Source organism: Altericista sp. CCNU0014 (genome assembly GCF_044923475.1).
Taxonomy (GTDB): domain Bacteria; phylum Cyanobacteriota; class Cyanobacteriia; order Thermosynechococcales; family Thermosynechococcaceae; genus JAAURS01.
This window is the reverse complement of sequence record NZ_CP137338.1, coordinates 5324794-5339828: the sequence shown is the minus strand read 5'-3', so window position 1 is coordinate 5339828 and position 15035 is coordinate 5324794. Positions and strand designations below refer to the sequence as shown.

General features: G+C 52.7%; 16 protein-coding genes. 7 read left to right on the top strand and 9 right to left on the bottom strand.

The window, feature by feature from the left end:
- Window positions 1-4: 4 nt before the first annotated feature.
- Window positions 5-1486, bottom strand: a complete 1482-nt coding sequence (gene cysS, locus R6H26_RS25490; RefSeq protein ID WP_404786589.1) for a cysteine--tRNA ligase — start codon at window positions 1484-1486, stop codon at window positions 5-7.
- Window positions 1487-1633: 147 nt separating this feature from the next.
- On the opposite strand from cysS, the gene R6H26_RS25485 reads away from it, so the two are divergent.
- Window positions 1634-2476 carry a pantothenate kinase gene (locus tag R6H26_RS25485; RefSeq protein ID WP_404786587.1) on the top strand — a complete coding sequence of 281 codons (843 nt, stop codon included), beginning with the start codon at window positions 1634-1636 and terminating at the stop codon, window positions 2474-2476.
- Window positions 2477-2610: 134 nt separating this feature from the next.
- On the opposite strand, the gene R6H26_RS25480 is transcribed toward R6H26_RS25485, so the two are convergent.
- The 6 genes from R6H26_RS25480 to R6H26_RS25455 all read right to left on the bottom strand — a co-directional run bounded on the left by R6H26_RS25480 (window position 2611) and on the right by R6H26_RS25455 (window position 8597).
- Window positions 2611-4041, bottom strand: a complete 1431-nt coding sequence (locus R6H26_RS25480; RefSeq protein WP_404786586.1) for a peptidoglycan DD-metalloendopeptidase family protein — start codon at window positions 4039-4041, stop codon at window positions 2611-2613.
- A 637-nt stretch (window positions 4042-4678) separates the two neighbouring features.
- Complete coding sequence (locus R6H26_RS25475) at window positions 4679-5140, bottom strand: tRNA (cytidine(34)-2'-O)-methyltransferase (protein ID WP_404786584.1); 462 nt, start codon at window positions 5138-5140, stop codon at window positions 4679-4681.
- Window positions 5141-5225: 85 nt separating this feature from the next.
- Window positions 5226-6368 carry a glutamate--cysteine ligase gene (gene gshA, locus R6H26_RS25470; RefSeq protein WP_404786582.1) on the bottom strand — a complete coding sequence of 381 codons (1143 nt, stop codon included), beginning with the start codon at window positions 6366-6368 and terminating at the stop codon, window positions 5226-5228.
- Window positions 6369-6669: 301 nt separating this feature from the next.
- Window positions 6670-6960, bottom strand: a complete 291-nt coding sequence (locus tag R6H26_RS25465; RefSeq protein WP_404786580.1) for a hypothetical protein — start codon at window positions 6958-6960, stop codon at window positions 6670-6672.
- A 14-nt stretch (window positions 6961-6974) separates the two neighbouring features.
- Window positions 6975-8042, bottom strand: a complete 1068-nt coding sequence (locus tag R6H26_RS25460; protein ID WP_404786578.1) for an ABC transporter permease — start codon at window positions 8040-8042, stop codon at window positions 6975-6977.
- Window positions 8043-8084: 42 nt separating this feature from the next.
- Window positions 8085-8597 (bottom strand): adenine phosphoribosyltransferase, encoded by a 513-nt coding sequence (locus R6H26_RS25455; protein WP_404791448.1) that lies wholly within the window; start codon window positions 8595-8597, stop codon window positions 8085-8087.
- Between the two features lie 336 nt (window positions 8598-8933).
- On the opposite strand from R6H26_RS25455, the gene R6H26_RS25450 reads away from it, so the two are divergent.
- Both R6H26_RS25450 and R6H26_RS25445 read left to right on the top strand, forming a co-directional pair.
- Window positions 8934-9554, top strand: a complete 621-nt coding sequence (locus R6H26_RS25450) for a DUF3038 domain-containing protein (protein ID WP_404786576.1) — start codon at window positions 8934-8936, stop codon at window positions 9552-9554.
- 8 nt (window positions 9555-9562) lie between these two features.
- A complete protein-coding gene (locus tag R6H26_RS25445) occupies window positions 9563-10279 on the top strand; it encodes a DUF4335 domain-containing protein (protein ID WP_404786575.1) in 717 nt (238 codons plus the stop codon).
- Between the two features lie 9 nt (window positions 10280-10288).
- Here the strand turns inward: R6H26_RS25445 and R6H26_RS25440 are convergent, their stop codons facing one another.
- Window positions 10289-10744 carry a hypothetical protein gene (locus R6H26_RS25440; RefSeq protein ID WP_404786573.1) on the bottom strand — a complete coding sequence of 152 codons (456 nt, stop codon included), beginning with the start codon at window positions 10742-10744 and terminating at the stop codon, window positions 10289-10291.
- Window positions 10745-11007: 263 nt separating this feature from the next.
- On the opposite strand from R6H26_RS25440, the gene R6H26_RS25435 reads away from it, so the two are divergent.
- The 4 genes from R6H26_RS25435 to R6H26_RS25420 all read left to right on the top strand — a co-directional run bounded on the left by R6H26_RS25435 (window position 11008) and on the right by R6H26_RS25420 (window position 14047).
- Window positions 11008-11517 (top strand): inorganic diphosphatase, encoded by a 510-nt coding sequence (locus R6H26_RS25435; protein WP_404786571.1) that lies wholly within the window; start codon window positions 11008-11010, stop codon window positions 11515-11517.
- A 68-nt stretch (window positions 11518-11585) separates the two neighbouring features.
- On the top strand, window positions 11586-12500 hold the full coding sequence (locus R6H26_RS25430; RefSeq protein ID WP_404786570.1) for a HipA-like protein: 915 nt from the start codon (window positions 11586-11588) through the stop codon (window positions 12498-12500).
- Complete coding sequence (locus R6H26_RS25425) at window positions 12497-13249, top strand: HIRAN domain-containing protein (RefSeq protein WP_404786568.1); 753 nt, start codon at window positions 12497-12499, stop codon at window positions 13247-13249. Before R6H26_RS25430 ends, R6H26_RS25425 begins: the two co-directional genes overlap by 4 nt.
- A 15-nt stretch (window positions 13250-13264) precedes the next feature.
- Window positions 13265-14047 (top strand): SDR family oxidoreductase, encoded by a 783-nt coding sequence (locus tag R6H26_RS25420; RefSeq protein WP_404786566.1) that lies wholly within the window; start codon window positions 13265-13267, stop codon window positions 14045-14047.
- Between the two features lie 38 nt (window positions 14048-14085).
- Here the strand turns inward: R6H26_RS25420 and glyQ are convergent, their stop codons facing one another.
- Entirely contained in the window at window positions 14086-14979 is an 894-nt protein-coding gene (glyQ, locus tag R6H26_RS25415) for a glycine--tRNA ligase subunit alpha (protein WP_404786564.1), read from the bottom strand.
- Window positions 14980-15035: the final 56 nt, after the last annotated feature.

The window sequence follows — 15035 nt, the reverse complement described above, 5'->3', positions numbered from 1 at the left end:
GGGCTTAGGCTCGATGCCACCTTGTCGTACCGTCGGGCTGGTCGATGAGGACGATATTTTGGGCGTTCAGCAGGTCTCGGAGGCGATCGCTTTCTTTAAAGTCCTTCGCCTTCCGCGCCGCGCACCGCGCTTGAATCATTTCCTCAATGGCCGCATCGCCTCCCGCGTCGGCTTGAACGTCGCCTTGGATGTCTGAGCCGGATGCAGCCTCTAGCCCCAACACCCGAGCCAACTCGACCAGCGTTTGCCAGTCTCGGTGCAAATCTTCAGCAGCGCGATCTGCGCGACCTTGATGGGTGATGAGGTTTCCCGCTCGGCGCAGCTCCTTGGCTAGCTCGAACAGGACGGCTAACCCGCCCGGCGAGTTAAAGTCATCGTCCATGGCCGCTTGGAATCGACGCACCGCTTCCGAGGCAAGGACGGGAGCATCGCTTTCGAGCGCCCAGTCCAAGGCATCACCGTACTCATTTCCAAACAGCAACCCTTCCTTCAGGGTTTGCCAGCTGTTTTGGGCAGCGGCGATCGCCTCTCCCGTAAAATCGATCGGCTTGCGATACTGGGCCTGGAGTACGAAGACGCGCAGCGCCATCGGGTCGAAGCGATCGCCCCCCAACACCTCTAACGGCTCGTCCAGCAACTGACGGATCGTCGTGAAGTTGCCCAAAGATTTCGACATTTTTTCGCCGTCTACATTCACCATGCCATTGTGGAGCCAGTAGCGAGCCAGGGACTTGCCTGTCACGGCCTCAGACTGAGCGATTTCATTTTCGTGGTGGGGAAACACCAAGTCGGCCCCGCCCACGTGGATGTCGATTTGGTCGCCAAAGCGATCGCGCACCATTGCCGAGCACTCGATGTGCCAGCCCGGACGCCCTGCCCCCCAAGGGGACTCCCAGGAGGGTTCGTCGGGCCTTGCCGCCTTCCACAGCGCGAAATCAAAGGGATCTTTTTTCTTGGCAGCTTCAGGCTCTTCCGTCCGTCCGCTGGCTCCGGCTTGCATATCGTCGAGCCTGCGACCTGAGAGCCTGCCGTAGTTTTTAAACTGACGCACGGCATAGTACACATCCCCCTCCGCCGCATAGGCCATGCCCTGTTGCTCCAGTTCGTGGATGAGGCGTTTGATGCCGTCTAGCGTGTGGGTCGCGCGGGGATATTCGTCCGCTTCTAGGATATTGAGGCGGGCCATATCTTCAAAATAGGCCGCGATAAACTTCTCGCTGACCGCCTCCATCGTCGCGCCTTCCGACCGCGCCCGATTCAAAATTTTGTCGTCGATATCGGTAAAATTTTGAACGTAGCGGACGTCGTATCCGCGCCACTCCAGGTAGCGGCGCACCGTATCCCACACGATGTAGGAACGGGCGTGCCCTAGGTGGCAGTAGTCGTAGACCGTCACCCCGCAGCAGTACATGCGAACCTTTCCCGTTTCAATGGTTTCAAAGGGTTCTTTCCGACGGGTTAGGGTGTTGTAGAGCGTTAGGATCATGGTACGGGGTAAAGTCTCAAGAAGGTTAAGCGAGCGCAGTCCTAGAATCCCGATCTTACCGGAACGACGCCTTCACTGCTGCACCCTTCGGATCCTCAAGGGCGATAGCTCCGCACCAAGAGTCCGCGCCCGAACTGGAGTTACCCCATGCCTGCAACATTCTGCCCTGACTCGGAGTCGTGGATCGCTTTAGCGGTCGGTAATTCGCGGTTGCACTGGGCTGTGTTTTTGGGCGATCGCCTTTGTCAATCCGGTCGCGCGCTGCCGCCAGATCCGCAGGTTTTTCTCGATGCCTTACCTCAAACTTGGTCTGATTGGCAATTCCTTTGCCCCTTCTTCCAGCAGTCGCATCCTTACCCCGAGTTGTGGGTTGCTTCTGTGGTGCCTCGCCAAACCCAACTGTGGCAGCACTACCCCCAAGCAACGGTGCTCGAGCGCTCGGATGTTTCCTTGCCGGGAATGTACCCGACCCTCGGGCTAGACCGCGCGATCGCCCTCTGGAGCGCGGGGAAGACCTACGGATGGCCCGTCCTCGTCATTGATGGCGGCACCGCCCTCACGCTCACTGGAGCCGACGCTGCGGGCGTTTTTGCGGGTGGGTCCATTTCGCCAGGACTGGGGCTGCAACTGCGATCTCTCCAGCAAGGAACAGCTGGGTTACCCCTGGCCGCCCTACCCGATCGCCTCCCGGCGTTGTGGGCGAGAGAGACCGACGCGGCCCTCCAGAGCGGCACGGTTTATGGGGCGATCGCGGGCTTGATTTTTAGAATCGAGCGGTGGTGGAGCGCCTACCCGGATACCCAAATTATTTTGACGGGGGGCGATGCCGACGTTTTGACGGCCTACCTCCAAGGTTGGCATCAGTCCGTCGCTCCCCTGGAATGGCTGCATCGCCTCACCACCGAACCCCACGCGATCCTGCTGGGGATCGCGACCCTGCGATCGCAAAAGTATGCAATGCCCTGTTCTGAATCTAAAATTAATCCGTAAAATCGCGTAAAACCTTGGAAAATGCCGATAAGGTTGCGATTGTGGACTCTATGGTCTCTCACCACAGAAAAAGCGTTGCTGCTACTGAAGCAACAACGCTCTCTAAAGGGCAACCCTTCAAAATGAAACTCAGACTATCTGCGGCTCAAGAAGAACATCGGATCGATCGAACCTTGACCGCCGGGGCGAATTTCGAAATGACAGTGAGGTCCCGTACTCCGGCCCGTCGAACCCATTTGAGCGATCGTTTCACCTTGATTCACGACTGCCCCCACCCGCGTTGTAATCGTGCTGTTGTGGGCATAGCGCGTGACGGTGCCGTCTGGATGGCGAATCTCGACGAGATTGCCAAACCCGCCGCTATTCCAGCCCGCACTGATGACAATGCCAGATCCGGAAGCCACAATAGGCGTTCCCACGGGCGCTGCAATGTCAATCCCGCGATGCATTCGACCCCAGCGCCAGCCGTAACCAGAGGTAAACACGCCGTTGGAAGGCCAAATAAACTTTTGAACTCCGTTTTTGAGCATCGAGGGCAGGAACTGCTCGGCAGACGTCAGAGATGGGAGGTCTAGGGGTGGAATTTGGGGAAAGAAAGACCGACGCGCAATTTGAATCCGATTGGGTGCGGGTTCCAAAATAGTTGGAGTGCTGTTGCGGGTTGGCGTTGGCATCAGGGCAATAGCATCTGTACTGGGCTTCGGTAGTGCCCGAGCGGTGAGTTGCTCCGACCCCGTAGAACTTGCAATGCGATCGCTGCTGCTGTTGCCTTGCGCGAGAACTGCGGCGACAGCGCTGCTAGCTGCGGCAGAAAGCGTCGCTGCAGGAATGACTAAGTCCTCATTCACGTCAATCACGTTGGGATTGGGAATGCGGTTTGTCTCGGCAATAGAATCCAGCGAAACGCGGTATTTATCCGCAATTTCAGTCAGATTTTCGCCTTTTTCAACGGTGTGAACCACTGCGCTCGGTTGCTGGAGCAGGGATCCGCCAGGGTTGGGAAGGATTTTTTGCTCGAGATTGGCTGTTGCCTGAGAAGGAGCGCTTTCTGGCTCCACAATGGCGGCAGAAATGTCGATAGAAGCATTTGTAAAGGGGATCGCATCGGTTTTCCCGCTTGCAAAACCGGGTTGTTGCGAATTTTTGGTTAGGGCCGACAAGACGTCAGACGTTGTCGAGAAAGCCACGGGAGCTTGCTGAACGGACGCTTCTTGAACCTGCCAAACGGTTGCCTGAACTGGCGATGAGAGCAAAACTTCGCTATCGCTTGCAGCACTGCCAGATCCTGCGCTACCGCTGGGAAGGGGCAAATAGGCATCCGAGTTAACGGGTTGGAGCGAAGAATTCAGCGTGCCCAATAAGGTAGGGCCTAGCGCCAGATGCGCCGATGCATTCTGCTGGGAAAGTAAGATTCCCAGGGTGGTAGCCGTCAATGTAATGCTCAGCACAGAAGCAGAACGAGTTCGACGGAAAAGGGTTGCACCAAATCTAACGGCAGATGTGGAACGGCTCCAGTCTGCGAAGTCGATCTGAGCATCAACCTTCTGCGGAATTTCTCGTCTCAATGAGGACCTCCTAGACAAATCATGAGTGATTCGGTGTGTTTTTTCGTTTGTTTTCCAACCTTTTAAGCCTGGGTGGAACCAACGTCTGCGATCGACCGTTCGCGTAGAACCCAGATCGACCCATTTCGACTGCGACAGCGCTTTGGTAAAAATACCTTGGTTCGGACATTTAGACAAGCTAATTGTCTCGAACGCCGATTCCAGACACACCTAAAAATTGCTGGAATCTGAACGCTGTGCAGTTCGCACTTTCCACACCACAGCACTTAATTTTGCTCTAAGTGACTTTAGCCTATCTTTCCCCAACACTTCAACAATCCGATCCTCGTAAAACTACTGAGATTGAAATTGCTGGGGTCAAACGGTCGCCACGACCGACAAGATGTTGTCTGCAAGTTTTGCTTTGAAATCAAGTCCGATCGAAAGCTTTTAAGGTCTGGCGGGCTGCAGGTTTCGCTGGCCGATGGAGCGCTCTAAATCGAGGCGATTTGCCGCGCAAATACAAAAATTTTTCTGCAGCTAAAAATTAACTCAAATCTGCTAACGATATAATTTTCTTATGAATGAGAATTTCAGTTTTGACGGGCTGGATCGGTCAGATCGGCAAGCAAGGGATCCAGGCATCGCAGCACGCGCGCTAGGGTTCTATGTCGAGCTGTCGTCGCGCTTCAAACAGGCCCAGTGCCGCACTAACCGAAAGATTTAAGCTCCGAACGTGCAGTCGAGACATGGGAATATGAACCGTCGCGTCACAGGATTGCAGCATTGAGGCTGCCAGTCCGGTGGTTTCGCTGCCAAACAACAGCCAATCTTGAGGCTGAAACTGGAACTGCCAGTAGTTGCGGGAGCCTGAGGTGCTAAATCCAATGAGGCGCCCGCCTTCAGCACTCGCGTGGGTATAAAAGGTATCCCAGGAAGGGTGGCGATAGAGTTTGACGAAGGGCCAGTAATCCAATCCGGCTCGCTTGAGCTGGCGATCGCTCAGATCGAACCCCAGCGGTTCGACGAGGTGCAGTTCTGTGTTGGTTGCGGCACAGGTCCGCGCGATGTTGCCCGTATTGGGTGGAATTTGAGGGTGGACGAGGACGAGTTTGAGCATAGTCGCACGGGAGAGCCGAGGCTGAGCCTCTGGGGAGACTTTACCTCGGCAATTCCATTGTTTTATCTAAGATTGCAGTGCGATCTTAAGCCATCATTGGCTCGCATAGCTTGTTGCCAAGTTCCATTTCGTCTAACTCCATCGACAAAATGGCCTGTTGCATGACAGAGCGAACGGACCAGCCCTTATCGATCGTCTTGAGCCATTGCTGGGCTTCGTTGCCGTCTCTCAGGATGGTTTGAAGGGGCGTTAAAAAGCAGCTAAACCCGTGCTTTTTGGCAGTGGGCCAGACCTCGGTGTATAACTCTTCAATCCAATCGCGGGCTAGGAGCGATCGCCCGTCTTGCCAGTGACTCAGTTCGGCATCCAAGCTGTTCCGGGCGACGGCTTGTTCGTTAGCAGCGGTCAGGCGCTCCAATTGGGCGGAGTCGCGATAAAAGATGCTGGAGTTAAAGGGATCTAAAGACGGGTCGTCTATAAGCTGCTGGATTCGAGCCTCCAACAGCGCGCAGATGGCCAGTAATTTGACGGGATGGGTCACTAAATCGCAGATCCGCAATTCTAAGCGATTCAGATCGTAGGGACGGGCTGACCCATTTGGCCGTACCGAACTCCACAGGTGACGCACGTTTTGCATGGTGCCAGCGGTAAGCTGGGCTTCCGTCCAGGCAATGAAGTGCTCGTGGCTTTCAAACAGAGGGACCTGCTTGGGCGTTTGAGGGAACACGGCCCAGCGATTGGAATGAAATCCGGTGACTTTTCCGTCTAAAAAGGGAGACGCCGCACTCAAGGCCAAAAACAGTGGGGCTTCTAGACGCACCAACCGACAAGCTTTGAGTAACAGCTGGGGGTCGGGGATGCCCACGTTGATATGAATGCTGGCGGTGACGACCTGGGTCCCGTAGGTCTTTTCGATATAAGAATGGTAGGGATTGTTGGGTTCGGAGCGGTAAAAACGGCTGCTGTCGCCCAAGGACAGGGTGCTGCCTGGAATGATGGTGTAGTCGCCTAGAGAGCTTAAATATTGCCGGAGTTTGAGACGGGGCTGGACTAGAGCGCAGAGCAACTGTTCGTAATCGCGGAGGGGGTCGGTCACGTACTCTACATTACGGCTGTCCGGTTCTCTAACAAATCCATCGATGTCTGCCGTAATGCGATCCGACAGCCCGACGATGTCACCATTGGGCGAGCCAGTATACACTTCAACTTCAAACCCTTTTGTGAGCACTGCTATTTTTCCTCAATGGTGTGGACGGAAGGTCAGCATCAGACAGTCGAGCAACGAACCGCCAGAATTGCTTCTTACCCCCTTTCTTCATTCTGGCACGTTTGGTGGAGCGGGATGGAGGGCGGTTTGAGGCTGGAAAACCGAACTGCTCGCTCGGCTCTCTGTATTGCTAGGGTAGGGCTTGAGTTCATTTACTGGAAATAACTTACCGCTGGCTTCGACTTCGCTCAGCCAGCTAGACTTTGTTCGGTTCGCTAGATATTTCGCCCTAAGCGGAGTCGAAGGGCACAATATCTAGCTGCTAGCCCGGATTGCCTTCAAGGCGTAAAAACTGAACTCTCGGGATCAGCGGGTCTTGAACGATTCCCAGCCCTTGCAATTGCCATCGCTTTAGAGTTGCGGGTAAAGCTGTGGAAGGCATCATTTCTACGGCGCACCCCGCACCGCTGCCGTGGGTATTGATATAGCTGAGGGCTTCGTAATCTGCTGAAAAGAGCAGCAGAAATCCGTCCGCAGAATCCTCCGAGGGATGGGCGACGAGGTATTCGCCGCTCATCTGCGATCGCACGACGTAGTAAAACTGTGACAGCATAAGTCCCCCTCAGGTTATCGGCGATCGTCCAACTGTATGCGAGGATCTACCGCTTTCAGCAAAATATCGGCTAAAAAGTTGCCTAAAATCAGCATTGCGGCTCCCATTATGAGCGACCCCATGATGAGGTAGAGGTCGATGGCTTGAACCGCTTGCAGGGTCAAACGTCCCAACCCCGGCCAGTTAAAAAAGTATTCTGCAATAAACGCCCCACCGAGTAAGCTCGCAAATTCAAAGCCTAAAAGCGTGATCAGAGGATTGATCGCATTTCGGAGGGCGTGGACGTAAATGACGCGATTTTCCGGTAGACCCTTGGCACGAGCGGTTTGGATGTAGTTCTGCCGCAGGACGTCGAGGAGGTTGCCTCGGGCAATCCGCTGAAGCCCTGCAAAACTGCTGATGCTGAGGGCGAGGGTAGGTAGAATCATGTGCCAGCCAATGTCTAGCTGCTGCCCCAACCAAGACAAGTCATTGTGGTCGATGCTGGTCATGCCCCCCACCGGAAAAAATGGGGTGCTTTGGGCGAAAAATAACAGCACCAAGGCCGTGATAAAGCTTGGTATCCCTTGTCCGATGTAGCTCAATACCTGCAAGAGTCGATCTATCCAGCGATTTTGATTGACCGCTCCCACAATGCCGAGGGGAATGGCAACGCTCCAAGTGACGAGGATAGAGGCGATCGCCAACAGGAGGGTATTGGGAACGCGTTCCCACAGCAAGTCTGCTACGGGGCGTTGGGAAATAAAGCTATCGCCAAAGTTGAGGTACCTGACAACCTGCCACAGCCAGCGAAAATATTGCTCGATGGGAGGACGGTCTAGCCCAAAAAGCTGGCTCAGTTCCTTAATCCGTTCTTGAGAAATTTTAGGATCCAGCTTCAGGGCATCTAAGTAGTTAGAAGGCGAAAGCTGAATCACTGCAAAGCAGAGTGCAGAAGCCAACAACAGCGTAATCAGTGCTTGTCCGAAGCGTCGAGCGCTGTAGACGACCAGTTCGCTGCCAAGGACAGCCTTCAGAACCCTGAAGGCTTGGTTGAATGATCGCTGTTTGGATGGCGTTTGGATGGGTGCTGGAGATGTCATATAAACCCCTTCCCGCAATGGGGTGTTGGGCAAAGCGAGACTCTAATACTGAACGAGCGCGTGAATGGGGACATCGGGAAGCTTTTCGCGTCCTGCCAAGGCCGTTAATTCGATCGCAAATGCAATGCCCACCAGAACCGATCCGGTGGCTTCGACAAGCCGCGTTGCGGCGGCGGCGGTTCCCCCGGTTGCGAGGAGATCGTCGATGAGTAAAACGCGACTGCCCGCTGGGAAAGCATCTCGATGAATCTCCAGGCAATCTGTCCCGTATTCCAGCGCGTATTGGACTGAATGGGTGGCGGCAGGTAGCTTGCCGGGTTTGCGAATCGGGACGAATCCCGCAGACAGGCGATGGGCCAGCGGCGTTCCAAAAATAAACCCCCGCGATTCGATGCCCGCTACGTAGTCGATGGACTCGTCCCGATAGAGGCTGGTCAACCGATCGATTGCAAAGCCAAATCCTGCAGGATTTTGCAGGAGCGGGGTAATGTCGCGAAACAGAATTCCTTGTTTGGGAAAATCGGGAATGTCGCGAATGAGGGTTTTGAGGTCCATCATAGAATAGTGCAAATAGTGCAGGTGTATGGGACGGTCTGGATGAGTCTGTACGATTAACCGCTAGGCCGCCATCATTCTGGCGCAGATGTCTTTTGGCCCAGCGCTAAAATTTTGAGCGCCGGGCTTGAAAAGTCCCAATGTTGGGAAGATCGGGCTGATGAGCCAAAAGACTTTAGGGTTGCATGATAAGAAGTCACGTCAGAAATCGTACACTAAGTGGGTGAATGGGGTTAAACCTTGAGGTCAAACCTTTAGCCTTTGCGGTGACGTTTTCGTCGTCAGCCATGACTTGAACCGAACGCGTCCGATATGGGATTACAGTCTATAAGCTTGATGGATACTGATAAAACAGAAATACAGGGCACTCCGGCACCAGTCAATTCCTACGCCTTCGCGGGGTTGGTAGACCCAGACGTGCCGGGGCAGGTTTGTCCGCGCCGGACGCGAATTCAGTTGGACTGGATGTTGCTGGCACTGGAGGCGATCGACCTCAACGCGACCGAGAATATAATGATGGGGCTTCAGGAACTTCAGCTCCAGCCCGTCATCAAAAATCGAGTCCACCTTTGGCAGCTCCGCAATACCAATCCGCTGCGACGGTTTAGTCAGCGGCAGCCGTTAAGCCTCATGGAAGGGAAGGCGCTCGTGGTACTTGCCTGCTACCTAGCGCGCCGCCAAACCGGCACCATTCGCCAGCTCTTGCTGGCCGACGAACAGCTCAAGGCTCAAAACTTGAGTGCGGAACATCATTTTAGAATGGCGCAATATCTAGAGCGGTTTCGGGGACACTTTTTTAGCCGGATGAATTCAAATCGAACGGCGATCGCGCCCTATAAGTCCGGCGAGAGCCTCAACGCCCTAGCGCTAAGCCTGCTGAGCCAGGTTTTGTTCTGTACCGGCACCGCAGGAATGCAGCGTCTTTGGTCTAGTTTATTTGATGGGGAAGTAGCTTAAGCCCAGCCATGCCTATTCAGCGTCAATATAGTTTGCCTAACTGCGTCTTCATCCTAGAGGGATTGAGCAATGCACCGGACGGTTCTGCTGCCGGAAGCCGTCCCGAACTCTCTGTCCTCACTCGATTTGAGTGCTACTTTGCCCGCGAGAAAGAGACGCTCATCGGCGGGCGAGATTTGCTCGAAGGATTGGTTGCTGCTACCAATGATTGCGTGCAGGCTTGGATTAGCGGTGTGAAGTCAGCGCCCAAGGGGGCCGACGCCCAGGTGCAAATTCTGCCTGCAAGCGACGGCGGTTTCAATTTAACGGTTTCAGATGCTTTGCTGGCCAAGGGCGGACCGGATGCTGGCGTTGACGATGGCTTGTCCAAGACCCCCGTCGAGCTGCACCTTTCTACCGTCCAGTTGTTCGATCTCATGGAGGCCGTGGATCAGCTCGCAGCCGATCGCCAAACCTTGCCAGAACTTCAAGTGCCGATTAGCCCGCGATCGCGTCGAGATGTAATGTCTCCTCAACTGGTCTTGGAGCAGTCTGCTCCCATCGCGCTGGGCGCGGCTAGCGTTGCGGTTGCAGCGGCGGCAGTCTTCTTTATCCCCGCCCCCAAGGTGCCCGCGCCGCCCAAAGAATTGCAAACTCAACCCTCCATCGGGACGCCAGCGATCTCGCCCCAGGCAGCTCCACCCCAGGCGGGTACCCCTAACCAGCCGCCAGCCGCTTCTCCCTAAAGGAGCGGTTTATTCGCTTGGCGGCGGCGGTGGCAGCGCTTCATCCTCGCCTGCTTTGATATCCTGCAATACCTGACGGACAAAATTGCGCAATTGGCGGTTGTCTTCTTGGCAGGACATCATGAGCTGCGTGCCCATTTGCAGCATGAGCAAAGGGATGCGGATTAATAAATAGGCCAGCACGATCAACGTGATGACGGCAAACCAGCGGGCCGGTCCGTCAAAGGGCGAAGCGGCGGCGGAAGGGTTGGCTGGCGTATCTAAAAAGATCGTCGCCCACCGATCCACGAGCACTTTGGCTTTGACGGGATGGGTGGCGATGTCGAGAACGTAGCTAAAAATAACGATCGCTAACACGACGCTGATCGCAATCACTAGAGCCGAAAGTCCCAGGAGGACTGTTCTCAGCCGATAGCTCAGGCGGTTAAATTGTTTGCGATCGCGACGAAAATCGTTCAAACCCATCCTAGACGGTGTCCCAATTCTTCTAAAATGCTAGGGGAGCATTGCTGATTTTGTCAGGAGAAGATTATTCTCTGACGACAAATTAAACAATGCTAATTCTTGCGTCCGGGGCTTTTGTGTCCTGATGCATTGAATGCATGCTACCGCACTGAATGGCGGGATTGAACATTTTAAGTTTTCCAGTTCAATTCAGGTCGCTCGACTTAGATCGTTCGAGCATTTGTCTTACTGTAATATTGTTTATTCTTTGGAGAGTTGCCCTAGTGGATTTATCGCGCATTCCCGCCCAGCCAAAGCCTGGATTGATCAACGTTCTGATTGAAATTGCAGCGGGCAGTAAAAATAAGTACGAGTTCGATAAGGACATGAACGCCTTTGCCCTGGATCGCGTTTTGTACTCGTCGGTGATGTATCCCTACGATTACGGGTTTATCCCCAATACCCTCGGCGACGATGGCGACCCCCTAGATGGGATGGTCATTATGGACGAACCCACGTTTCCGGGATGCGTGATCGCGGCGCGGCCCATTGGCTATCTGGAAATGATCGACGGCGGCGAAGGGGATGAAAAAATTCTGTGCGTGCCCGACCAGGATCCCCGCTTTGTCCACGTCACGTCTCTGAGCAATATCGCCCAACATCGGCTAGACGAAATTTCCGAGTTCTTCTTGACCTACAAGAATCTCCAAAAGAAAAAGGTGGAGATTCGGGGCTGGCATGATGTCGATAAGGTTAAGGCACTAGTAGAACGCGGAATTGCTGCTTATAAGTAAGGTAAGGAAGGGGCACAACTAGATTTTGTGCCCCTCAGAAGTATGCAATTACGCTCATTTTTTAAACTGTGACTCAATTTTTTCGAGTTATTAAAGTCCCACTAGATGCTTCAACAGAGACTGAGGATTTAGGCACAAAAGTAAAATTTTGGTTTCATGATCCAGAACTGGGTCTATGCCTCTTTAAAAAAATTCGTCCCAACACTGGCGAAGACTGGTCAGAGAAAATTGTCTCTGAGCTGTGCGAACTGCTGAATCTGCCACACGCCAACTATGAGCTTGCAACTTTTAATGATGAACGTGGAATCATCTCACCTTCGTTTATCCCCGATAATGGCAGCTTATTTCTAGGAAACGAACTTTTATCTCAAGTCGTCTCAGATTATCCACAGGACGAAGATTCACCTTCACAACATACAGTTGCTCAAGTTGTTGAGACCCTTAATGGTTCTTCGCTTGGTTTACCTCGAAATTGGACTCCCCCTGATGGCATTACAGATGCAGTAGAAGTCTTTATTGGATATTTACTTTTGGATGCCTGGATTGGGAATACTGATAGACATCATGAGAACTGGGGAGTCATCCGTCTAGAGGGACACACCTATTTAGCGCCCACTTATGATCATGCCTCCAGTCTTGGTCGAACTCTCCAAGATCAAGAACGACAGAATAGACTTAAAACGAAAGACAAGGGATACTCTGTTCAGGCTTACGTGGAAAAAGGCACATCTTGTTTGTATAGTGAAGCTAGAGACGCAAAGCCGCTCAAAATATATGATGCATTCTGTCATGCCGCAAAACTCTGTCCTAATGCCGCCAATGTTTGGGTTGATAAGCTCTCTGAAATCAGTGTTGATAGGACGCTAGCACTTTTTCAGAGGGTTCCAGGTGAGCGTATGTCGCCTACGGCGATTGAGTTTGCCCAACAAATTCTACAAATCAACCAAAATCGCTTGTTAGAGTTTAAGAGTCAGTTGCAATGAAGACTTTATTTTTAGCTTGGCAAGATCCGAATAGCCGTTCTTGGTTTCCAATTGGTCGTTTGACGTTTGAGTCAAACATGTTTTCTTTTGTCTATACTCAAGGGGCTTTACACGCTGAACAACAAAGTGCATTTCAGCCTCTGTATTCATTTCCTGATTTTGGAAGGGTATATAAATCGGAAGTTTTATTTCCGTTATTTGCCAACCGTGTCATGCGCCCTTCACGGCCAGACTATACCGATTACATTGATTGGTTAAATATCCCACATCATGAAGATGATCCAATCACTATTTTGTCTCGCAGTGGGGGAAAAAAGGCAACCGATCAATTTGAAGTATTTCCTTGTCCTGAGCCAGATCGGAATGGTCTTTATCACATTCACTTCTTTCTGCATGGTTTACGTCATCGCCAGCAAGCAGCTATTGAACGAGTTAATACTCTGAAGGCTTGCAAGCCACTGTACATCATGCATGATGTACAGAATTCCTATGACTCTTTGGCGTTGGCTTTGCGGACGGATGACGAATATTTGATTGGATACTGCCCTCGATATCTTGCAACGGACATCCACAAACTCCTAAAGCAAGATTCTAAACTTGTGAATGTTCATGTTGAGCGAGTTAATTTAGCGCCAGCACCAATTCAACTGCGTTTACTTTGCAGTATTACAGCGAAATGGCCGAGCGATTTTCATCCTTTTTCAAGTGAGGAATATCAGCCTCTACAATTAAGTTTGCAAGACTCATAAGACACGCTCTAACAGATGCAAATTATCAAAGATCGTACTGTCTTGATTACCGGAGCCAGTAGCGGGATTGGTGAGGCTTGCGCCTTCGCTTTTGCTGAAGTAGGAGCGCGGTTGATTTTGACCGCGCGGCGATCGCCCCGCCTCGACGCGCTCAAAACGCAGTTAGAACAACAGTTCGAGACTGAAGTTTTTTTGTTAACCTTCGACGTGCGCGATCTTGCCTCAGTCAACGCGGCTCTAAACAGCTTGCCTGCGGAATGGCAAGCGATCGACATTCTCATCAACAACGCAGGTCTCAGTCGCGGTTTAGATAAACTCTACGAAGGCAACATCCAAGACTGGGAAGAGATGATCGATACCAACGTGAAGGGGCTGCTGTACGTGACTAGGGCGATCGCCCCAGGAATGGTGGCGCGCGGGCGCGGGCATATCATCAACCTGGGTTCCATTGCCGGACATGAGACTTATCCCAAAGGTAACGTTTACTGTGCCACCAAAGCAGCAGTGCGGGCCATTTCTGAAGGGCTGAAGCAAGATTTGCTGGGCACCCCCGTTCGGGTTTCGTCTGTGGATCCGGGACTGGTAGAAACGGAATTTAGCCAAGTTCGGTTCCGTGGCGACACGGAGCGGGCCAAGACGGTCTACGCTGACATGGTGCCTTTGACAGCCCAGGATGTGGCAGAAGTGATTCTATTTTGCGCCACCCGTCCGCCTCACGTAAATGTGAGCGAAGTGTTAGTGCTGCCCACGGATCAATCCGGGGCAACGTTAGTACATCGAGATCCCCGTCATTTATAGGGCGCAAGACTTTGCGCCCCATGAATAACTAAATTTAATTACGCCAGTGCCGCACTTGCCATCTCCTTTTTGAGGAGCGGAAACCCCATGGATTCCCGTTGCTGTAGGTAAAGCTGCGCAACCTGTCGCGCTAAATTGCGAATGCGGGTAATGTAGCGGGTCCGCTCGGTCACTGAAATGACGCCTCGTGCGTCTAGCAAGTTGAAAGTGTGGGAGCATTTCAGGATTTGGTCGAAGGCTGGTAGAACGAGCGATCGCGCCATCAAGCGTTCTGCTTCCTGCTCGTAGAGTTGAAAGAGTGCAAACAATGTTTCTGGGTTAGACGCTTCAAAATTAAACGTAGAATTTTCGATTTCGCTTTGAAGATGCACGTCCCCATAGGTCAATGAATTGTTCCACTGAATGTCGAAGATGGAATTGACGTTTTGCAAGTACATGGTCAGCCGTTCTAGACCGTAGGTGATCTCTACAGAAACGGGACGGCAATCCAGACCGCCGCACTGCTGAAAGTAGGTGAATTGGGTGACTTCCATCCCGTCTAGCCATACTTCCCAGCCTACGCCCCAAGCTCCTACGGCAGCATCTTCCCAGTTGTCTTCTACGAAGCGAATATCGTGGTCTTCGGGCTGAATCCCTAAAGCTCTCAAGGAGTCTAGATAGACGTCTTGAATATTATCGGGAGACGGTTTGATCAGGACTTGATATTGGTAATAGTGCTGCCCGCGATTGGGGTTTTCGCCATAGCGACCGTCAGCGGGTCTGCGGCAGGGTTCGACATAGGCAACAGACCAGGGTTCGGGACCGATGGCTCTCAAGAAGGTGTGCGGGCTTTTCGTGCCCGCGCCTTTTTCGGTGTCGTAGGGCTGAGCGATCAAACAACCGCGATCGCCCCAAAATTGATGAAGTTGCACAATGACATCTTGAAAATTCACAGCAGTTTTACCTTTGCGGACTAGAAGAATTTCTACGAAATAATAGATTTGAATTT